This is a genomic window from Pseudomonas sp. OV546 (assembly GCF_900116845.1).
Lineage (GTDB): Bacteria > Pseudomonadota > Gammaproteobacteria > Pseudomonadales > Pseudomonadaceae > Aquipseudomonas > Aquipseudomonas petroselini.
Genome location: NZ_FPCE01000009.1, coordinates 21804 through 40674, shown reverse-complemented (window position 1 = coordinate 40674; position 18871 = coordinate 21804). Strand labels below are relative to the sequence as shown.

Here is an 18871-nt window from a genome sequence, read left to right as displayed (position 1 = left end):
GGCAGAGAAACTTCGCACAATCATCCAATCTGGGCCTGACGCAGTGCCTCACTGATGGCGGTCAGAGCGATATCCAAGTTGGGTTGCCCATGAAAGGTGTTGCTCAAGCGCAAATTCTGCTGGTGCAGGCCGCTGACGCTGAACAGCTCGCCGGGGGCAATCACCACCTGCTGGGCAAGCAATTGCTGGAACACATGGCGCATGTCTACCGTCCGTGTGGAAGCCAACCAGAACACCGCCCCGGCGGCCGGCACGCGGTACGCCACTTGATCCCCCAGGTGCCGGTCGAGGCGCTGGCTCATTTCCTCCGCCTGCTCGCGTAATTGCAAGCGCAGTTCGCGCAGGTGCTGGTCGACTCGTCCGCTTTGATAAAGTCGCGCAATCGCGCGCTGGCGGATCGACGATAAGCGAAAGGAACGCAACAGGAACTGGCGCTGCAGTTCGCTGCTCATGCGCCGGGACAGCAGGTAGCCATAGGGGGCTTCCGCGCCGAGTATTTTCTCGAAAGAGGAAAACACCACCAGTCGTTCAGGGTTCACCAGCTCGCGTAACGTCGCCTGCGGCTCCTTGAAACCCAGCTCGCCAAAGGTATCGTTTTCCAGTAGCCAGCAACCGTACTGATCGAGCAGTTGCGCGACGGCCACGCGGTCGCGGTCAGAGAGGGCGACCCCAGAGGGCAGGCTGACCACAGACGATAGCAATACCAGATGCACCGACTCATCGCACAGCTGTTGCTCAAGGGTTGCCAGATCCAGGCACCCTTCCGGCGTCCAGGGCAATTCGATAATGCGCACCCCGGCATCCTGGAGCAGGCGCAGGATCAGCCAGTCGCAGGGGGATTCCACAATCACCGCAGTCCCCCTCAGGCCCAGTACGTCGATAAGGATGTCCAGGACACCGCGCAGATCGGCCCCCAGGTAGACGTCATCGGCATGCCAGCAGCGCGTGGGTGACGAGGTGTAGCGTGCCGCCAGTGCCGCACGCAGCTCCCATACGCCACACGGCTGGGACCAGGGTTGCGCCTGGGCCGGGTAGTGGCGCACCAACTCCCGCTCCAGGCGCAACAGGGTTCCATCCAAAGAGGCCAGCAGCGCGGGCTCATCCCCGCTGAGCACCGCCATGCCCGGCCGCCGCGCCGCAGCATAGAGTCGGTCAAGCAGATCGCCACCGGCCCACGTCAGCGAGTTTGCCGAGAGAGGCCAGGCGTAGTAACCCGACTTGGCTACCGAATACACCCTACCCTCCTTCTCCAGCAATGCGTAGGCGTACTGGATAGTGGAGATCGATACGTTCAGGCGCCCGGCCAATTGCCGCAGGGATGGTAGTTTTACCCGAGTATCGGTGCTGACTTCGTTGATCAACGTGATCAGGTAGCGGTAAACCGCCTGATACGCGAAATCCGCCTGCCGTTCGCCGTGCAGTGTCATCGCCCGGACAATTGACAGGCCTGCGCGCTGTCGCCGGACAGAGCGCCAGCATCGTGCAGTTTGCCACTCGCGGTAACCGATGGACGCTTGCGGTAAAGCTGCTGCAGCAATGGCATTGGTAAGCCGCTGGTGTCGGTGACCCACTGTTGCAGCATATCGGCGGATGGCTTGCCCTGCAGGACCTTGTGCAGTTCAGGCAGGGCCACCAGCATGCCCGGATGGCATTGGCGCAAGTAGCCTTCCAGCCGCTCTCCATGATGAATAAACGGCGAGAACAGCAGGCAAATCAATTGAGTTTCGTCCAGGCCAAAGAACTGCTGGGCGTACGTGCTCGCTAGGGTGCGCCCTTCACGGCTGCCCGCTTCGATGAGCAACGTTTCGGGCACGTGCATGCGGCGCAGGTAGTGGGTCGCCTGCTGGATAAAGCCCTGAACGCCGGCCTCATAATCCAGGTCTCGCAGGGATTGGGCCTGCAACCCACGCAAATGGGCCATCAACAGGGGGTTGGAATAGTTCGGATGGCTGAAATGAAACCCCAGCGGATCAGGGGTAAAGGCCATGAACTCGGAGAGCATGGACGAGGATGAGAGGTCTGCGTCGCTGAGCAAATCCGCAATGCCAATATAGGCCAAGTGACGGTGACCGGACTTGCTGGGGTTGTCACTTGCCGCATAGTGCTCGCCATACACATCGCGGTAGTAACCGACGCTCAACTCGTCCATGCGTGCAAACAAACCTGTGAGCGACGATGGCCAGGTCTCCGGCATGGCGACACCCGCGCCGGCTGCCATGCCCTTGAGCCAGGCAAGATACTGACCTTGCTTGCGCGGCGAGTCACCGCTGACCACCGCGTGCACGCCGCCGCTCCACGTGGTGACGCGCTGGTAGAAATCCCCCAGGGCAAGGTAAGTATCACTGCACAGGGTCGTGCGACAGTCACCTGAGCTCATGTGGCCGACCATCAGCCTATTGCGTTGGCTGGTTTCGCGCCCAACCGTAGACGCGGGTCGCAGAGGGTTGAAGGGCAATACCTCCTGGTTTTCCACCATGAGTAGCTCAACCCTTGGATCATCGTGGAGAAACAGGCGGCCATAGCCCTGATTGAGGCCGTTGAGCGTCCCCTCGGTCATGCCTGCGTGTCGCAATGTTGCAACGCGCAACTGAAAGGTCCGGGGTGCTCGGCCAGCAATGGTCAACTGTGCAGCACGTAACAGCGCCAACGTATAGCTGCTGACGGCGCCGCCACCATGGGCAATCAACACCTTGTAGTCCCCCACTTGCTCCATGCCTCCCGCTGCCACAACGATACGTTGGACCAACAACTGGAGTGCCGTTCGTTCTACGCGAGCGAAGTGCCCGATCAAACGCTGCAGCACTTGTTGGTAAACATAATTCATGGCCTGCTCGTGAATAGTGCTCATTGCTGACTACCTGAGTTGAAATATTGGTTTCAAGCAACCGCTGAGCGTGTTTGCTCGACCTATTGCGTGTGTAAGAAATTTGCGCACAACCTTGTACGCCGATGACTAGACACTAGCACTGCGCAACAAAGCGACACAGGTATCCTCGGGCAGCACCCAAGGCCTGCAAGCGCGTAAGCCACCGGATTTACTGGGGTCAAATGGATTCGCTTGCACTCCTAGGAGCTTTCCGACAAGCGCTTACACACCGTTAACCAATTATTAAAAGAAACGTCCGACCTGTAACTCAACCAACTTTCCCACTTATTGGATTGATACTTTTCAGGCGCCCACCTGTTTCCTTGTGGCCGCGCGCCTGACGCGCAATTAGTTACAGGTACTCGCGACAGTAGTGTCAGATAATCAATCATTGCTCAGTCCTTGAGATGAAAGTGAAGGCGCAATTATCAGTGTTGGAATAATGATTAATAGATACAGAAATTGGGCGAAAAGCAGTGCAGATGAATAACGGGCCACACATTAACTACGCGCACACGAAGACGCCGCGCTGGAATTCAGGGCGGCGTCAGCTAAAAAGTCACGATTCAGGGGTTAGCGTGCCGGGCAGGCACCTGATGGGCTATGCAGGTTCAGCCCTGCCAAATGGCGCATTTGCCCCATGTGCCAGGGGCAAGCAGTGTTTGTTAGAGAACATTCCTACACACTAAACAGCTTCGACCTGCAACGCGACACGTTCGCGGCACGGGCATTCATCCATGTAACGGTGCGCTTCGACGAACTGATTGAAAGGAAACACCGTGGTTTTCAGTGGCACCAGCACGCGGTCGGCGGTCAGTTGATTGATATCCCGCAGGGCTCGCTGCAAGGCCACCTGGTCCTGGATAATGCCCAGTTCAGGTTTGCCGGTGAAGTTACCGATGCAGTGCACAAAGAACTGAATGTTCTTCTGGAACGCCGCACACGCCGGGAACGGTGTCTGGTTACCGCCCTGCAGGCCATAAAGTACCAGGCTGCCACGGGGTGCCAATACGTCGCCGAGCAACGACATTTGCGGGCCGCCCAAACCATCGAACACCACGTCTACGCCGCGGTTATCGGTGAACTTGTTGATTTGCATCAGCAGGTCCTGCTCTTCGGTAACAATGACCTTTTCGGCACCGAGGGACAGCAGGTACTCACGCTCCGCGCTGTCCTTGGTGGCGGCAATTACCCGTACCCCCAAGGCTTTACCCAGTTGCACAAAGGACGGGCCGGCGCAGTGGCTGGCGTCAGTTACCAGCGCAAATTGCCCCGGTTTGACGCGTGCCAGATCCACATAGGCAAAGTAGGCGATCAACAGCGGCGTGTAATGCACGCTGGCTTCGATAGGGCTCAGGACATCCGGATAACGGGTCAGGGCCGAACGGGGCAGGACGATTTGTTCGCCATACACCGGATAATCATTAGGGCTCTCGGCCGGAAAACTGGCCACCTTATCGCCCACCGCCAAGTCATCCACGCCATCGCCTAAGGCGACCACAACCCCGGCCATCTCATGGCCAAGGCCGGACGGTAAGCGTGCATGGGAAGACGCCAGGTTCTGGCGCCACAGAATGTCATACCAGCTGATGCCAATCGCTTCGACACGCACCTGCACTTCGCCCGGTGCGGGCTGCGCGGCTGCATGCTCTTCGCATTTGAGCACCTCGGCCGGACCAAACTTGTGAAAACGGATCGTGCGGGACATCGCAAACCTCGTCAAAGTAACCTCTAATGCCATGAACTCTATCTGGGCTTTCCGGGTAAGACCACCGGTCGCCATTAATAGTCGACATGCTTGTCATTGATTCCGCAACTGAGGAATAGACCTCAGCTCTTGTAAGAAAACTCAATTTTCTTGTGCAGAGTAACAGCCTTTGCCCGTAAGATTCATGCCGGTCATTCTTCCTATACGGCCGCTCTCGTCAAGTTTGCTGACTCTTCCAGGACACAAGATGAACCGTAACGACCTGCGTCGTGTCGACCTTAACCTCTTGATCGTATTCGAAACCTTGATGCACGAGCGCAGTGTGACCCGTGCTGCCGAGAAGTTGTTCCTCGGCCAGCCGGCGATCAGCGCGGCCTTGTCACGCCTGCGCGGGCTGTTTGATGACCCCCTGTTCGTGCGCACGGGGCGCAGCATGGAGCCTTCAGCCCGAGCGGTAGAAATCTTCGCCCTGCTCTCCCCGGCCCTGGACTCAATTTCCACCGCCGTGAGTCGCGCCGCCGAATTCGACCCCGCCACCAGCACCGCGGTATTCCGCATCGGCCTGTCCGACGACGTCGAATTCGCCCTGCTGCCGCAACTGCTCAAGCGCCTGCGCGCCGAGGCACCCGGCATCGTGTTGGTGGTACGCCGCGTGAACTACATCCTGATGCCCGGCCTGCTGGCCTCCGGCGAAATCTCCATCGGCGTCAGCTACACCGCCGACCTGCCGGCCAACGCCAAACGCAAAGTCCTGCGTCGCAGCCTGCCGAAACTGCTGCGCGCCGACAGCGTGCCGGGCCCTCTGAGCCTGGACGACTTCTGCGCTCGCCCTCACGCGCTCGTGTCCTTTGCCGGCGACCTGAGCGGCTTCATTGATGAGGAGCTGGAAAAACTCGACCGTAAACGCCATGTGGTCTTGGCCGTGCCACAGTTCAACGGCCTCGGCACGTTGCTGGCGGGCACGGACATCCTGGCGACAGTGCCGGACTACGCGGCCGAAGCATTGACCTCGGCGGGCGGGTTGCGGGCGGAAGATCCGCCGTTACCGGTACGCAGCTTTGAGCTGCACATGGCGTGGCGTGGCTCGCAGGATAATGATCCGGGAGAGCGGTGGTTGCGGTCGCGGATTCAGATGTTTTTTGGCGACCCTGAGAGTCTTTAGGCGTCGTCGGACAGGCTGTTTAGCTGATCATTTCTGCCTTTCCACAAACCATGGAGCTCCATTCACTTCCAGTGGATTGCTACATTGGGGGCACATTTGAGGGCATGCATTGGATGCTTCGAAAAGGATGCCCCCAGCCTAAGGCCAAACAGGCTATTGATAAGGGCAGTTCCGATCGGAGTCTCTGCGAATCGATAGACCGGCCTGAGGCTTTCAACATATCAGTGGGAATCCTGAGAGCTTTTAGAAAACAGGGAGCACCTGTGATCTGCCCTATCCTGATTATCACAGGACGTGGCGAGATCACCATAGGTGAGTCAAGTAGCCGCTCCGCTATTGGTCCTGCGCGAATCCCCCCCGCACTCTGTGCCGACAACACAGTAGCCAGCACCATCAACACCGCTCCTGTCAACATCCGATATGACGGCGCTCCAGGAACAACCACCACGCGTAGGCCATGGCGTAGACCGGCTCCAGTGAGATGATTATCCCGGTGCTGCGTGCTTTGACGCCCTTTAAGTATCAGCCCAGGGACGAAGTGCACGATGAGTTTCTTGCGGTTGAGGCCGCGCAGCGAAGCCCGGCCTTGCAAAAGGGCAAACACCTCCAGGATTAGCTGGGCAAACTCCGCGTGGCCGAAGGTGATCATATTGATACTGGCGTGAATCAGCGGCTCAGGTTGGGGTGATTGAGTCGCTCACAAATGCGCAGGGCGTCGTCGTGCTTTTCGCTCCAGTGCAGCAAATGCGAGTAGATCAGGATGCCTATATTGCTCTGCTGTGCGATAGACAAGGCTTCGGCCAACAAACGCACCACAGGCTCATCGCCCACTGGGTCCGAACGCGCGAAATCCCCCGCGGTTTTAATCACCAATTCGACGGTGGAGCGTGGCGGTGCCACTTTCAGCATCTGATAAATGCCCGCGTTCTGCTCCGCCTCTGCGCCAAGGCGCAGGTTGAGCACCACATAGATGCCCGCTACCTCAATGTCGTAACGCGTCCTTGACGCTGTTCAATTGCTGGGCAGTTGCCCAGTTGCGTCCATCGCAGATTGAAAGATAGGTGGCGTCATAACCCACCGCCTTAGTCATCTCGCACCTGTCCTCAAAACTGTAGTTGCCCATGGAGCTGTAGAAACAGGTGTCCTGTGCGTAAAACCTTGGCGTCATGGTGTTCTCCCCCAGGGCATCAGGCATTGGTTGCAAAGCACCGTCGAACGCCTACTTCGCCCCCACCAACACCGAAAGCAAATGTCTTGACACCAACTGTAGTGACCACTATAAAATACACGCGATATGTAGCGATCGCTAATTAAATGGCTTTCAGTGATGCGCTGGACGGGAAGCATTCCCACAAACTGAATGAATCGGGTAGGCAACGTGATAGACCTGGCCGTACACAGCGTCGCCCAGTGGACCGAGATTATTCGCTCGCTCGCAGTCGTCGGGATTGCGCTGTATGCCGCGATATTTGTGGTGGGCACTGTCGCCTTCGTACCCGCCTCAATGCTCACGGCGCTCGCCGGTTTTTTGTACGGCCCGATGGGGGGAACGCTACTCATCTCGCCCGCTGGCTTGCTGGCTGCAGCGGTCGCGTTTGCCTTGGGCAGATCGCTTCTGCGCCCTTGGGTCAAACGACGCCTGGCGAACAGCCCCACATCAGCGGCGGTCGACCACGCAATCGAGTCAGGAGGTTTTCGAATTGTTTTTCTCTTGCGCCTAGCGTCCATCGTGCCGTTCGCTCCGCTGAGCTATGGACTCGGAGCCAGCCGAATCGCCCGTCGAGATTTCCTCCTGGCGACTTGGATCGGCCTGCTTCCTGGAACATTTCTGTATGCGTACTTGGGCTCTCTGGCGGCTGATGTCGCACAGATAATCAGTGGCGAGGTAACGACCAATCGATCGACTCAAATGATGACTTGGACGGGTCTGGTCGTTGCATTGATAGCCTTACTGACCGTCGCCAGATATGCACGCAAAGCGATCAACCAAGCCCTTCTTCAACCTTCTTCAAACTAGGAGTTACACCATGAGCAACCCAACTTACGTCGAAGACTACAACGCCATCGTCACGGTGCTGAACCACTACAACGAAGGTGGCAAGCAAGCCAAAAGCAGCCTCATGAAACCTGCCTTCAGCGAGCAGGCCACCATCTTTGGTGTAGATGGCGAAGGCAAGCTGACCGGAGGCCCGATCCAGGGTCTGTTCGACATCATCGACAGCGCCTTCCGTCCCTCACCGGAAGCCAAAGGCGCCATCGTCAACGTCGATATCGTAGGCACCGCTGCCAGCGCACGTATCGATACCAACGACATCTCCGGCTTCTGCTTCACCGATTTCTTCAACTTGCTGAAGGTTGACGGAAAGTGGACCGTCATCAGCAAGATCTACCACACCCACGTTGCTCCTTAACCCAGCCGTTTGAACCGCGCCCTGTTGGCGCCAAAACCATGCAAAGGGGTTTGACCATGAGCAAAAACATCAAAGCTGTACCCACCCAGGACTACAACGCCGTTGTCGCCGTGGCCCAGCAATACGCTGACGGCCTGCGTGCCGGCAGCCCGGAAGTGCTGGAGCAGGCCTTCCACAAGGAAGCAGTGATGTACGGCTTCACCAACGGCAAACTGTTGGGCGGCCCGATCAGCAACCTGTTCGACTTCGTCCGTACCAATGGCACGGCCCCGGATATCAGTACCCGCCTGGACGTGCTGGCGATCACCCCAACCACCGCCGTGGTACGGGTGGATATGGAAAAGGACGCGATCGGTGCCGACTACAACGATTACCTGACACTGATCAAAATCGACGGCACCTGGAAGGTGATCGCTAAGGTTTATCACCAGTTTGAAGGCTGACCCGAGCAGCCTGAACGTAATGCTGTTTCTTAAGGTGATAAATCATGGCAAAAGTTGAATACAGCGCCGTTGTAGACGGCGGCGCCGAGCGCGTTTGGGATGTACTCAAGCGCTTCGGGAAAATCAGCCAGTGGCACCCGGCGATCCCGCAGAGCGTCATCGAAGACGGTCAGCCGGACGGTCTGGTCGGTTGCATCCGTAGGCTGACGTTGCAGGATGGCGCCATTCTGCGCGAGCAGTTGTTGTCGATAGACGCGGTAAATCTGCAGTTCTCCTACCGTTTCGTTGAAGCGCCATTGCCCGTCGACAACTACGTGTTGACCGTGCGCCTGATCCCGTTGACTGGCAAGGACGAAACCGTGATTCTGTGGTCTGCGACCTTCGATACGCGCGAGCCTGACCCAGCGGGGCAATGGACCTCGACCATCGAGTCGCTCATTGTCGGCGGGCATGAAAGCCTCCAGGTTTACCTGAACCAAACCGCCACCGCGTGAATGTGCCCTACCCCGCTCCAGCAATGGATGCGGGGTTCAATTTTTCTGGAGTTACGATGCACGACCACATTGCCGAAGTGCCGCTTGAAAAAGCCTATCGGCTGATCAACCACGGTCCCACCGTGCTGGTTTCTGCTCAACACGAGGAGACTCGAAATGTGATGGCCGCGGCATGGGCCTGTGCATTGGATTTCTCACCGCCCAAAGTCACTGTGGTGCTGGACAAGATCGCCAAAACCCGCGAACTGGTAGAGCGTAGCGGCCTCTTTGTGATTCAGGTTCCCACCGTGGCACAGCTGCAATTGACCCGCGATGTCGGCAGCGTCAGCCTGCAGGAAGATCCACAGAAGCTGGCTCATAGCGGCGTCGAGCTATTCAGTATCAGCGGCCATGACGTGCCATTCGTGGCCGGCTGCTCGGCCTGGCTTGCGTGCAAACTATTGCCCGAACCTCACAACCAGTCGACCTACGACCTGTTTATCGGTGAAGTCGTCGCTGCCTGGGCCGACACACGGGTATTCAGCGACGGCCATTGGCACTTTGAGCGTGCGCACCCGGACTTTCGTAGCCTGCACTACATCGCAGGCGGCCACTTTTATGCGATCGGAGAAGCGCTAACTCCATCAGTGATCTAATGCAGTGTCAACCGAGGCTCGGTGCCTGGCCCCAGATGGTTACCCGACATCAGTAATGCATAGGGTACCAGGCCATAGCGCGCGACTTGCGGTATGCGGTACAGCGATGCATAAAACGCCCGCGCCAACCATCCTTCCAGCGTCACGCAGGCTCTTCGCCAGCGCCACCGTCGACAATCAAAATACGAATGTCATTGAACATTGAAGGGTCTCAGTGCTTTTACTCGGGAGCACAGGACGGATCCTATAGCGCCCAGGCACACGGCGTTGCGCCGGTGCCTGGGCTGGGTGATTTCAACGCTTATGACCTACCAATCCTGACGGGTCGGCGAAATGATCAGGTCGTTGACGGTGACGTTTTCAGGCTGATTCAGTGCATACACCACTGCGCGACCAATATCGTCCGGCGAGATAGCAATTTTATTCAGCTCTTGAGCCGCTTTACGGCCTGCCGGGTCGGTGACTTTATCGGCCCAACCGGTGTTGATCACACCCGGGCTGACCGTGTTGACACGGATGCCGTGCTGCACACCCAGCTCTTTGCGCATCGACTCAGTCATGGCCTGCACGAAGAATTTGGTGGCGCTGTAGATACCCGCAGCAGGCCCAACCTGGTGACCGGCGACCGAATCCATATTCAGGATCTGGCCCGACTTCTGTTTCAGCATGAACGGCAACACCGCCGCGATACCATGCAGGTAGCCTTTGATGTTCACGTTGATCATCTTTTCCCAATCATCGGTGGCCAGGTCGACCCAGTTGGAAAACAGCATCAAGCCTGCGTTGTTGATCAGGATATCCACCGAACCGAAAGAGTCTTGGGCGAATTGCGCGAGCGCTTTCATATCCTCAGGGTTGGTAACGTCGCTGACGCGACCTACCGCTTCACCGCCCTTTCCTTTCAGTTCGCTGACGATGGCGTCCAGGCCCTGCTGGTCCAGGGCTGCTGCGACAATTCGAACGCCTTTCTCGGACAAGGCACGTGCCGATGCAGCACCCAGGCCGGACGATGCGCCAGTGATGATCGCGGTTTTATTCTGCAGATAGTTCATGGGCGTTCCTCTCGTTGGTGACTGCCCGTCTGTGCGGGCAGTTTTTGGGGTTATCGCGGATATAAGCGGATCAGTAGTTGCCGACAGGCCAGTCGGTGTAGCCTTTGGCGCCGCCGCCGTAATACGACTCGCGCGGTGCGATGGTCAGTTCGGCCCCACGACGCAAGCGCTCAACCAGGTCCGGGTTGGAGATAAACAGGCGACCAAACGCTACGGCGTCGATCTTGCCTTGGGCGCGGCGCTCGATAGCCATGTCCAGGTCGTAGTTGTTGTTGCCGATGAAGGGCCCGTTGAACTGCGCGCTCAATGCGTCCATGTCCACGCCTTCCGGCACTTCACGCGAGGTGGCGGTCGCGCCTTCAACGAAGTGCAGGTAAGCCAGATCGAATGCGTTCAGTTGCTGGATCAGGTAGCCATACATCGCCATCACATTGCTGTCGGGCCGCGTGTTGCCGGCGTCAGGCGTCACCGGCGACAAACGGATGCCAACCCGGTCGTTGCCCCAGATCTTGACGATTGCTTCGGTCACTTCCAGGGTCAGGCGCGCACGGTTCTCGATAGAACCGCCGTACTGGTCGGTGCGATGGTTGGTCGAGTCCCGCAGGAACTGGTCCAGCAGGTAGCTGTTGGCCGAGTGAACCTCTACACCATCAAAACCCGCGCGTTTGGCATTCTCGGCAGCACGTTTGTACTGCTCGATGATCCCCGGGATCTCTTCGGTTTCAAGCGCCCGTGGCATCGACACCGGGACGAAGCCGTTGGTGGTATAGGTGTCGCCTTCAGCCTTGATCGCGGAAGGTGCGACCGGTGCGGCACCGTCAGGTTGCAACTCGACACTGGAGAACCGTCCCACATGCCATAGCTGGCTGACGATCTTCCCGCCGGCGGCATGCACGGCGTCCGTGACTTTCTTCCAGCCCGCAACCTGCTCCTCGCTCCAGATGCCGGGGGTGGCCGCGTAACCGCGGCCTTGCGCGGAAATATTGGTGGCCTCGGCGACGATCAAGCCCGCGGTGGCGCGTTGGGCGTAATACTCAGCGTGCAGCTCGTTGGGGATGCCATCTTCGGCATAGCGGCTACGGGTGACAGGCGCCATCAAAATACGGTTGGCGAGTTTCATCGCGCCCAGGTTGATGGGGGTGAATAAGTCGGTACGAGTGGCGTTGTCTGTCATGATAGACCTCAATTAAATAGACCGGTCGTCTAGTAAGTTGGTAAAAAATAACTACGACAAAAGTCGCTTTGCCAGAGTCAGGGATGTTTCAAAGGCGTCGTCGCGCTTGCCGATCTTCATCATCAACGAAGCGCCGAGCCAAACCTGATAGAGCGATTGCGCAAGCGTCGCGCTTGGCGCTGTGGACGTGATCGAGCCATCGACAAGCCCCTGCTCAATACAGCGCTCAAGCTTTGCGTGGATAGCCTGCGTGCCTCGGTCGAGCACCAGGCGCATGCCCTCCGAGAGGTCACAGACCTCGGCGCCTAACTTGACCACCAGGCACTTGTCGGTAGGCAAATCAGAGCACTGGGTTTGCGCCCAATACTGGAAGTAACTCAGCAGCCTTTGCGCGGCGGGTGCAGAACCCATCAACAGCGTGTCGACTGTTGCGAGGTAGTCGGAAAAATACTGCTCAAGCAATGCCTGACCAAATTCTTCCTTGGATTTGAAGTAGTGGTAGAACGAACCTTTAGGCACGCTCGCAGCCGCTACCACCTCAGCTAACCCTACGCTGGTGTAGCCTTTGTGAGTCATCAACGTCCTGGCGACATCCAGGATGTGTTGGCGTGTTTCAGAATGATGCTTTTTCATAATGCAGCCACCCTAATTAAAACTAGACCGGTCGTCTAGTAAATTTTAGAATAGGCTCACGTTCTACGACCAACGGCGAACGAAGACAAATGACAGGGTAAAGCTCATGAACACCCCTCCCCCCACGTCAACGTTCAACACCGAGTGCCTTGCGCAATTCAACCTCAATTGCCTGGTGATCTTCGCTGCGCTGTATCAGGAAAAAAGTGTCACCAGGGCGTCCGAGCGGTTGAACATTGGGCAACCTGCGGTCAGCAACAGCCTGTCCAAACTCAGGCTGGTTTTTCAGGACCCACTGTTTTTTCGCCGAAACGCAGAGATGGTGTCCACCGCAGTCGCCGATGATATTGCGAAGCATGTGATACCGCTATTGAGCGGTATTGGCCACGTGCTTGAGCGATACGACGTACCGGCCCTTGGGCACCCGTCACGGCCGAACTGAAAGCTCAGAATTACGCTACGCAACCGAAAATTTCATTTTGTGTATCATTGGGCAGAACTTTCTTCCAGGCATGCTCGTCTGGCGATACGCCCCCAAGGTGCTGCACTCAATGACCAACTCCACCCCAATCTCTGTTCCACGCGCAAAAGGACGCCCGCGCGCGTTTGATCGAGACCAGGCTCTGCTGCAGGCGCTGGCAGTGTTTTGGAGGCGTGGCTACGAGCCGGCCTCTGTGGCGGAATTGTGTTCAGCCATGGGCGTCAGCCCTCCCAGCCTGTATGCGGCGTTCGGCAACAAAGCCAAGTTGTTTCTCGAAGCGGTTGCCTACTACGAAGCGACGTTCTGGGATGCCACGTGGGAGCGCATGGACACCGAGCCCGACATAGTGCTTGCCATCAGCGAGTTCTTCCACACCTCCGCGTCGATCTTGACCGAACCCGAGGCGCCCTGCGGCTGTATGGTCGTCCTCGCGGCAGTCAATGTCTCCGACGATGCCGGTGAAGTCACCGCGACCCTAAAGGCCTTGCGCCAGGAAGGCCGTGACTACTTACAGCAGCGCTTGGATCGCGCAGTGGAACAAGGTCAGCTCAAACCGGAAACCAACACTCGCCTGCTCGCCGCTGCCTTGAATACATTGCTCGAAGGCATGTCCCTGCAGGCACATGACGCTGCCAGCAGGGAAGACCTGCAAGGCATAGGCGCAACAGCCGTAGCGATGCTGAGCCCTTCCCTGTCAGCTTGACTGGAACCAACTCCGCCAAACCACGCGCTGCATTCAAGCAAGCTGTTTACACGCAGCCTTGATGCGCGCGCATGCCTGCTCCAGCAGCACCGTGGAGGTCGCAAAGGAGATGCGGAAATAACCCTCCAACCCAAACGCACTCCCCGGTACCACCGCCACCTGTGCGGCTTCGAGCAGGTACTGGCAGACATCCACGTCATTAGTCAGCACCGCTCCTGCAGGCGTTTTGCGCCCGTACAGCCCCGAGCATGAAGGGAAGAGATAAAAAGCGCCCTCCGGACGGCGACATACCAGGCCGGGAGTGGTGTTAAAAGCGTCCAGACAAAGATCCCTGCGCTGACGAAACACTTCATTGCGCTCAGCCAGAAAATCGATAGGCCCGTCCAGCGCTGCCACGGCAGCCGCCTGGGATATTGCGCAGGGGTTGCTCGTGGTCTGCGATTGAATGGTGGCCATGGCAGCAATTAAAGGTTTAGGACCGCCCGCATAACCAATGCGCCAGCCCGTCATAGAATAGGCCTTTGAAACGCCATTCACGGTCAGCACGCGACCATGTAACGCCGGCACCTGCGAAGCCAGCGTGGAAAACACCCAACCGTCGTAACACAGGTGCTCGTACATATCATCCGTCAGCACGTAGACCTGCGGATGCTCCAACAATACGGCGCCCAACCGATCAAGCTCTGCCGCGCTATAACCCGCACCCGTCGGGTTGCTTGGCGAATTCAAAATCAGCCACTTGGTACGCGGCGTGATGGCTTGCTGGAGTTGCTCAGCGGTGATCTTGAAATGCTGATGGGCCGCGCAGCGGATTTCCACGGGCGTGCCCCCCGCCAGGCGCACCATGTCCGGATAGGACACCCAGTAAGGCGCAGGAATGATGACTTCATCCCCGGGGTTAAGGGTGGCCTGCAGCGCATTGATCAGCACTTGCTTCCCGCCGGTGCCGACGCTGATTTCGTCTTTCGCGTAGGTGATGCCGTTTTCACGCTGAAACTTTCGAACGATCGCCGCTTTGAGTTCTGGAGTGCCGTCTACATCGGTGTAGCGGGTCTGGCCTGCATCAATCGCCGCCTTGGCAGCCGCATTGATGTGATCGGGGGTTGGAAAGTCCGGCTCGCCGGTTGACAGGCTGATGATATCGGCCCCATTGCGGCGTAACTCTGCCGCCTTGCGCGTGATTACCAGCGTTGGCGAGGGTTTAACCGCTTTCAGCAAATTTCCGAGCAATTGCATGGGGCCACTCTTTGAGCTTTTGTTGATAGTGCATCAATGCTAGCGGCCTCCAGCAGACAATTAAAACAATATATATGGATGCAAAAAATCAATTTTATTTGTTTATTCCGGGCTGATTTTTTTGGCCTCTTGCGCCGATTGAAGACAAGGCACGTGCCCGGGGCCAAATCTCCCAGGCGCTTGACAGTTTCTGTAGTGACCAATATAGAATAACCCTCAGCGTGCATTCGCCGAGCGCGTTTGCAGGTTCGCTTGAGGGGGACATTTTTGAAACATCGCCTGATCTGGAGGAACTATGCACTCAGTTTTTATCGTCGGTGGTTCGGGTAAAGTGGCCCGAAGCCTTGCTCGACAACTGGCAGACCGAGGCCATCAACCACATTCGTTATACCGTCATGCGGAACAGGCCGAGGGACTCGAAGCACTCGGCGCCATCCCCGTGGCGGGTAACTTGCTTGACCTCGACACAGAGGCTCTGGCCAAGCTGATGGCGGGCAGTGATACCGTGGTATTCGCGGCGGGTGCCGGCGGCAAAGGCGGCGAGCAGATGACGGATGCCATCGACGGTCACGGCCTTGAGCTGTCCGTAGCCGCGGCTGAGTTGGCGGGCATTCAGCGCTTTATTCTTGTGTCGGCGTTTCCAGAGGCATCGCGTGGCAAATCGGTTTCCGAGACCTTCGAAAACTACATGGCCGTGAAAAAACGCGCCGATGTGCACTTGGCCGCAAGCGATCTAGATTGGGTCATTCTGCGCCCCGGCACCTTGCTGGACTCACCCGGCAGTGGCAAGGTCCACGCTGGCCTGGCTATCCCCTATGGCGACGTGCCGCGCGACGATGTCGCCGCAGCCTTGTTGCAGATCATCGAACAGCCCGGCGTCAGTCGCGTCATTATCGAACTGACCCAAGGCAGCACACCGGTCAACGAGGCTATCCAGAGTTTTGTGCCGAATAGCACTCAAGCATGAACGAACCCACAACATTCAAGCTGCTACTGGTCGGCGCAAGCGGGCTGGTTGGCAGCCATGTACTGGATCTGGCCCTGTCGGATCCGCGCGTCGGCAAGGTCTACGCGCCAACACGCAAGACTTTGGCGGCGCACCCTAAACTCATCGCCACGCCCATCGATTTTGATCACTTGGACGAACAGGCTGATCGCTGGCAAGCAGATGCTGTGATCTGCACGCTGGGTACCACGCTTAAAACAGCTGGCTCCAGGGCAGCCTTCGAGCGAGTCGACCACACCTATCCATTGGCAGTGGCCAGGCTCGCACGCGCGCATGGAACGCCGACCTACGTGCTCAATTCGGCTATCGGCGCAGATGCGGGATCTTCGTTTTTCTATAACCAGGTCAAAGGCCGCCTGGAACAGGATCTGGCGAGGGTGGGGTTTGAATCGCTGACGTATGTGCGGCCGGGTGTCATCGGAGGCAAGCGTGAGGAGGTGCGCCATGCCGAGCGTGCACTGATCCGGATGCTCAAACTTGCATCGCCGCTGTTACCTGAACGCTGGCGTCTCAATCCCCCGGCGCTGATTGCGCGGGCATTGCTTGAAGCCGCGATCAGTCAGGAGCCTGGCATTCATGTGGTGCCATCGAGCAGCATGACCAAGCCTGCCGATCGACACTAAGCCAACAAGCGTCGGCTCATATCAAGCGCAGCGTCAAAAGGCTCACGTGTTTTGTTGACTTTGACCAGCAACGAGGCGCCCAACCACATCTGGTAAAGCGCTTCAGCCAGTATTGCTGAATCAACGGATGCTCTTATGGAGCCATCCGCTTTACCCTGCTCAACACAACGACTCATCCGCTCGATGATCAGGGCGGTACCCTTCTCAAGCACACCGCGCATGTTTTCGGACAGGTCGCACACTTCCGCACCCAATTTGACTACCAGGCATTTTTGATCGGTGTGATCAAACGCCTGAGTCTCGGCCCAATAGCGTAGATAGATCAGCAGACGTTCAGCGCCGGAGCCCTCACTGGCCAGTTGCACATCGACCCTGGTGAGGTACTCCTCAAAGTACTCTTCGAGCAGCGCTTGGCCAAACTCATCCTTGGATCGGAAGTAGTGGTAGAACGACCCTTTCGGTACACCCGCGGCCGTGAGCAACTCGGTAAGGCCGACGGCGGTGTAACCTTTTTGGGTCATCAGCGACCTGGCGACATCGATGATGTGCTGGCGCATATCTTGGACAGGTTTCTTCATAATGCGGCGCATGCTAGCAAAAAAAACGCTCAAGCGGCAGGCGCCTGGTGCAGCGCCTGCCGCTTGTACACCTGTGCCGCAAGCAGATTTACGCAACGCTTGAGCCACAAAAATATAAATGTATTTACCCGCGAAACATAATTATTATTTGTGGATGATAAAAGAACTGAAAACACTTATCGCCGTGGCGAGAGAAGGTACGTTTGCCGCTGCCGGCAGCAAAATCGGCCTAACCCAAGCCGCCGTCAGCGCCCAAATGCAGCGCCTTGAGGCAGAGCTAGGTGTGGAGTTGTTCGACCGTATTGGACGCTCCGCCCAACTCAACCAAATGGGTCGACAGGTTTTGCTGCAGGGCCAGGAACTGGTACGTCAGTTCAAGGATCTGGGCACGACACCAGTGGGCCTTCCCGCCAATGTTTTGGTGACCATTGGCGCGATTGCCTCGGTTCAGCGCTCCTTCTTACCTGAAGCCTTGGCAGAATTTCACCAACGATCCCCACAGTGCAGGACGAGAGTCCTTCCCGGGCTGTCAATGGAATTGGTAAACCAGGTCGATTCAGGTGAAATCGATATGGCGGCGATTATCCGTCCACCCTTCTCTCTTCACAGCGATCTACGCTGGACAACTCTGGCGCGCGAACCGTATCGGCTGATTGTCCCGATTGATATGCCAGGCGAGGATTGGGCTGAGTTGGTATCAACCCAACCCTTTATCCGCTATGACCGTTCATCCTTCGGCGGACGTCAAGTCGATCGATTTCTACGACAAACTCATTTTTCTTTACATGAAGTCTGCGAACTCGATGAGCTGGATGCAATCGTCAAACTGGTTGCAAACGGTGTCGGAGTCGCTCTGGTACCAGAAACGGCCACCCATGAAGAATGGCCTCCGCAGATACGTGCAATCGATCTGAAACAACGTACATTCCATCGCGATATTGGTTTGGTGCACCGCGCACGCCGCGGCCTAACTGATCCAGTGAAACTACTGGCTCAACTGATTATCGAGCATGCAGTGAAAAAGAACTAGATGAGTGCTGACGCGTACTTCGTGAAGTTCATCTTTGATTTCAACCTCGTACTTCAGCACGGCCCTTACTCGTTAAGGCGTCTCATGCGTTTGGAAAACCTTGCTAACAACCGTCCACTTGCCCTCTACTTTCAGCAGATGGAAGAAGTCGGTGAAAGAGAGGCCGGACATGCCGGTGGCGTCAATGCGAGCACTCGCGGCATTACCGACGATTTCAATACGAGTAATAGCAGCTTGCGCATCCGGAGATGGGCGGAAACCCTTGTCAATCCCCTCGAACAGGATTGGAATCGCCCCGCCTTCCAGCTTGCCATCGGCGCCGACGCTGTACATCGTCGCATGTTCATTGAAAGCGGGTTTCATGATACTGCTCTTGGCCTGTTTGCAACCTTCAATATACGTATTAAGCACCTTAGTGATAGCTTGATAGTCTTCTAGATATGTAGCTTTGCTGACTGTTTTACTACTGACTACTTGCGGACTGCTCGGTGAGTTGTCTGCGTGAGCCAGCGCGCCAATACTCGAAATCAAGCCGACAAAAAACAACTGTTTAATCGATATAATTTTCATGTAGTCGCTCTTCACAAGGAGTGTAATTATTGAAATATGCTCAACCGCAAAGCCCCAGTAGACGCT

22 protein-coding genes are annotated in these 18871 nt (G+C 57.2%); 11 read left to right on the top strand and 11 right to left on the bottom strand.

Annotated elements, in window-relative coordinates:
- Window positions 1-20: 20 nt before the first annotated feature.
- From BM403_RS20290 to BM403_RS20280, 3 genes are all read right to left on the bottom strand, one after another.
- A complete protein-coding gene (locus BM403_RS20290) occupies window positions 21-1427 on the bottom strand; it encodes an aminotransferase-like domain-containing protein (RefSeq protein WP_012724332.1) in 1407 nt (468 codons plus the stop codon).
- Window positions 1424-2848, bottom strand: coding sequence for a hypothetical protein (locus tag BM403_RS20285; RefSeq protein ID WP_012724333.1), 1425 nt, complete (start codon window positions 2846-2848; stop codon window positions 1424-1426). Before BM403_RS20285 ends, BM403_RS20290 begins: the two co-directional genes overlap by 4 nt.
- A gap of 703 nt (window positions 2849-3551) precedes the next feature.
- Window positions 3552-4574: a zinc-dependent alcohol dehydrogenase family protein gene (locus BM403_RS20280; RefSeq protein ID WP_012724334.1), complete on the bottom strand. Its 1023-nt coding sequence runs from the start codon at window positions 4572-4574 to the stop codon at window positions 3552-3554.
- Window positions 4575-4821: 247 nt separating this feature from the next.
- Between BM403_RS20280 and BM403_RS20275 the strand changes: the two genes are divergently transcribed.
- Window positions 4822-5736, top strand: coding sequence for a LysR family transcriptional regulator (locus BM403_RS20275; protein WP_012724335.1), 915 nt, complete (start codon window positions 4822-4824; stop codon window positions 5734-5736).
- Window positions 5737-6402: 666 nt separating this feature from the next.
- Here the strand turns inward: BM403_RS20275 and BM403_RS31920 are convergent.
- Window positions 6403-6699, bottom strand: a complete 297-nt coding sequence (locus BM403_RS31920; protein ID WP_175538090.1) for a hypothetical protein — start codon at window positions 6697-6699, stop codon at window positions 6403-6405.
- Window positions 6700-6718: 19 nt separating this feature from the next.
- Window positions 6719-6931, bottom strand: coding sequence for a hypothetical protein (locus BM403_RS31915; RefSeq protein WP_175538089.1), 213 nt, complete (start codon window positions 6929-6931; stop codon window positions 6719-6721).
- 183 nt (window positions 6932-7114) lie between these two features.
- Here BM403_RS31915 and BM403_RS20255 point away from each other — a divergent pair, with 183 nt between their 5' ends.
- The 5 genes from BM403_RS20255 to BM403_RS20235 are packed head-to-tail and all read left to right on the top strand — an operon-like array spanning window position 7115 to window position 9719.
- Complete coding sequence (locus BM403_RS20255) at window positions 7115-7753, top strand: TVP38/TMEM64 family protein (RefSeq protein WP_093544660.1); 639 nt, start codon at window positions 7115-7117, stop codon at window positions 7751-7753.
- 10 nt (window positions 7754-7763) lie between these two features.
- Window positions 7764-8147, top strand: a complete 384-nt coding sequence (locus BM403_RS20250) for a nuclear transport factor 2 family protein (RefSeq protein WP_010656555.1) — start codon at window positions 7764-7766, stop codon at window positions 8145-8147.
- Between the two features lie 56 nt (window positions 8148-8203).
- Window positions 8204-8590, top strand: coding sequence for a nuclear transport factor 2 family protein (locus BM403_RS20245; protein ID WP_032885487.1), 387 nt, complete (start codon window positions 8204-8206; stop codon window positions 8588-8590).
- A 44-nt stretch (window positions 8591-8634) separates the two neighbouring features.
- Window positions 8635-9084 carry an SRPBCC family protein gene (locus BM403_RS20240; protein WP_010656557.1) on the top strand — a complete coding sequence of 150 codons (450 nt, stop codon included), beginning with the start codon at window positions 8635-8637 and terminating at the stop codon, window positions 9082-9084.
- A gap of 56 nt (window positions 9085-9140) precedes the next feature.
- The gene (locus BM403_RS20235; RefSeq protein WP_046036273.1) at window positions 9141-9719 is read left to right on the top strand and encodes a flavin reductase family protein; all 579 of its coding nucleotides are present in this window, start codon (window positions 9141-9143) and stop codon (window positions 9717-9719) included.
- A 308-nt stretch (window positions 9720-10027) separates the two neighbouring features.
- On the opposite strand, the gene BM403_RS20230 is transcribed toward BM403_RS20235, so the two are convergent.
- From BM403_RS20230 to BM403_RS20220, 3 genes are all read right to left on the bottom strand, one after another.
- On the bottom strand, window positions 10028-10771 hold the full coding sequence (locus BM403_RS20230; protein WP_010656559.1) for an SDR family oxidoreductase: 744 nt from the start codon (window positions 10769-10771) through the stop codon (window positions 10028-10030).
- Between the two features lie 70 nt (window positions 10772-10841).
- Window positions 10842-11945: an alkene reductase gene (locus BM403_RS20225; RefSeq protein WP_093544392.1), complete on the bottom strand. Its 1104-nt coding sequence runs from the start codon at window positions 11943-11945 to the stop codon at window positions 10842-10844.
- 51 nt (window positions 11946-11996) lie between these two features.
- On the bottom strand, window positions 11997-12578 hold the full coding sequence (locus tag BM403_RS20220; protein ID WP_010656561.1) for a TetR/AcrR family transcriptional regulator: 582 nt from the start codon (window positions 12576-12578) through the stop codon (window positions 11997-11999).
- 106 nt (window positions 12579-12684) lie between these two features.
- Between BM403_RS20220 and BM403_RS20215 the strand changes: the two genes are divergently transcribed.
- Window positions 12685-13020 carry a LysR family transcriptional regulator gene (locus BM403_RS20215; protein WP_093544390.1) on the top strand — a complete coding sequence of 112 codons (336 nt, stop codon included), beginning with the start codon at window positions 12685-12687 and terminating at the stop codon, window positions 13018-13020.
- Window positions 13021-13129: 109 nt separating this feature from the next.
- Window positions 13130-13762: a TetR/AcrR family transcriptional regulator gene (locus BM403_RS20210; RefSeq protein WP_010656563.1), complete on the top strand. Its 633-nt coding sequence runs from the start codon at window positions 13130-13132 to the stop codon at window positions 13760-13762.
- Window positions 13763-13795: 33 nt separating this feature from the next.
- Here the strand turns inward: BM403_RS20210 and BM403_RS20205 are convergent, their stop codons facing one another.
- The gene (locus BM403_RS20205) at window positions 13796-14998 is read right to left on the bottom strand and encodes a pyridoxal phosphate-dependent aminotransferase (protein ID WP_046036270.1); all 1203 of its coding nucleotides are present in this window, start codon (window positions 14996-14998) and stop codon (window positions 13796-13798) included.
- Between the two features lie 295 nt (window positions 14999-15293).
- On the opposite strand from BM403_RS20205, the gene BM403_RS20200 reads away from it, so the two are divergent.
- Together BM403_RS20200 and BM403_RS20195 are read left to right on the top strand one after the other, a co-directional pair.
- A complete protein-coding gene (locus tag BM403_RS20200) occupies window positions 15294-15965 on the top strand; it encodes an SDR family oxidoreductase (RefSeq protein WP_010656565.1) in 672 nt (223 codons plus the stop codon).
- A complete protein-coding gene (locus tag BM403_RS20195) occupies window positions 15962-16627 on the top strand; it encodes an NAD-dependent epimerase/dehydratase family protein (protein ID WP_012724344.1) in 666 nt (221 codons plus the stop codon). Before BM403_RS20200 ends, BM403_RS20195 begins: the two co-directional genes overlap by 4 nt.
- Here BM403_RS20195 and BM403_RS20190 read toward each other — a convergent pair.
- Window positions 16624-17205, bottom strand: coding sequence for a TetR/AcrR family transcriptional regulator (locus BM403_RS20190; RefSeq protein ID WP_029612645.1), 582 nt, complete (start codon window positions 17203-17205; stop codon window positions 16624-16626). The genes BM403_RS20195 and BM403_RS20190 overlap by 4 nt on opposite strands.
- 154 nt (window positions 17206-17359) lie before the next feature.
- On the opposite strand from BM403_RS20190, the gene BM403_RS20185 reads away from it, so the two are divergent.
- Window positions 17360-18235, top strand: a complete 876-nt coding sequence (locus BM403_RS20185; protein ID WP_010656568.1) for a LysR family transcriptional regulator — start codon at window positions 17360-17362, stop codon at window positions 18233-18235.
- Window positions 18236-18307: 72 nt separating this feature from the next.
- On the opposite strand, the gene BM403_RS20180 is transcribed toward BM403_RS20185, so the two are convergent.
- Entirely contained in the window at window positions 18308-18766 is a 459-nt protein-coding gene (locus BM403_RS20180; RefSeq protein WP_012724346.1) for a nuclear transport factor 2 family protein, read from the bottom strand.
- Between the last annotated feature and the right edge of the window lie 105 nt (window positions 18767-18871).

Coding starts and splice junctions, on each gene's coding strand:
- BM403_RS20250 (WP_010656555.1), top strand. CDS start 7,764: ATGAGCAACCCAACTTACGTCGAAGACTACAACGCCATCGTCACGGTG.
- BM403_RS20225 (WP_093544392.1), bottom strand. CDS start 11,945: ATGACAGACAACGCCACTCGTACCGACTTATTCACCCCCATCAACCTG.
- BM403_RS20190 (WP_029612645.1), bottom strand. CDS start 17,205: ATGAAGAAACCTGTCCAAGATATGCGCCAGCACATCATCGATGTCGCC.
- BM403_RS20290 (WP_012724332.1), bottom strand. CDS start 1,427: ATGACACTGCACGGCGAACGGCAGGCGGATTTCGCGTATCAGGCGGTT.
- BM403_RS20230 (WP_010656559.1), bottom strand. CDS start 10,771: ATGAACTATCTGCAGAATAAAACCGCGATCATCACTGGCGCATCGTCC.
- BM403_RS20220 (WP_010656561.1), bottom strand. CDS start 12,578: ATGAAAAAGCATCATTCTGAAACACGCCAACACATCCTGGATGTCGCC.
- BM403_RS20285 (WP_012724333.1), bottom strand. CDS start 2,848: ATGAGCACTATTCACGAGCAGGCCATGAATTATGTTTACCAACAAGTG.
- BM403_RS20195 (WP_012724344.1), top strand. CDS start 15,962: ATGAACGAACCCACAACATTCAAGCTGCTACTGGTCGGCGCAAGCGGG.
- BM403_RS20275 (WP_012724335.1), top strand. CDS start 4,822: ATGAACCGTAACGACCTGCGTCGTGTCGACCTTAACCTCTTGATCGTA.
- BM403_RS20240 (WP_010656557.1), top strand. CDS start 8,635: ATGGCAAAAGTTGAATACAGCGCCGTTGTAGACGGCGGCGCCGAGCGC.
- BM403_RS20215 (WP_093544390.1), top strand. CDS start 12,685: ATGAACACCCCTCCCCCCACGTCAACGTTCAACACCGAGTGCCTTGCG.
- BM403_RS31915 (WP_175538089.1), bottom strand. CDS start 6,931: ATGCCTGATGCCCTGGGGGAGAACACCATGACGCCAAGGTTTTACGCA.
- BM403_RS20185 (WP_010656568.1), top strand. CDS start 17,360: ATGATAAAAGAACTGAAAACACTTATCGCCGTGGCGAGAGAAGGTACG.
- BM403_RS20210 (WP_010656563.1), top strand. CDS start 13,130: ATGACCAACTCCACCCCAATCTCTGTTCCACGCGCAAAAGGACGCCCG.
- BM403_RS20280 (WP_012724334.1), bottom strand. CDS start 4,574: ATGTCCCGCACGATCCGTTTTCACAAGTTTGGTCCGGCCGAGGTGCTC.
- BM403_RS20205 (WP_046036270.1), bottom strand. CDS start 14,998: ATGCAATTGCTCGGAAATTTGCTGAAAGCGGTTAAACCCTCGCCAACG.
- BM403_RS20245 (WP_032885487.1), top strand. CDS start 8,204: ATGAGCAAAAACATCAAAGCTGTACCCACCCAGGACTACAACGCCGTT.
- BM403_RS20235 (WP_046036273.1), top strand. CDS start 9,141: ATGCACGACCACATTGCCGAAGTGCCGCTTGAAAAAGCCTATCGGCTG.
- BM403_RS20200 (WP_010656565.1), top strand. CDS start 15,294: ATGCACTCAGTTTTTATCGTCGGTGGTTCGGGTAAAGTGGCCCGAAGC.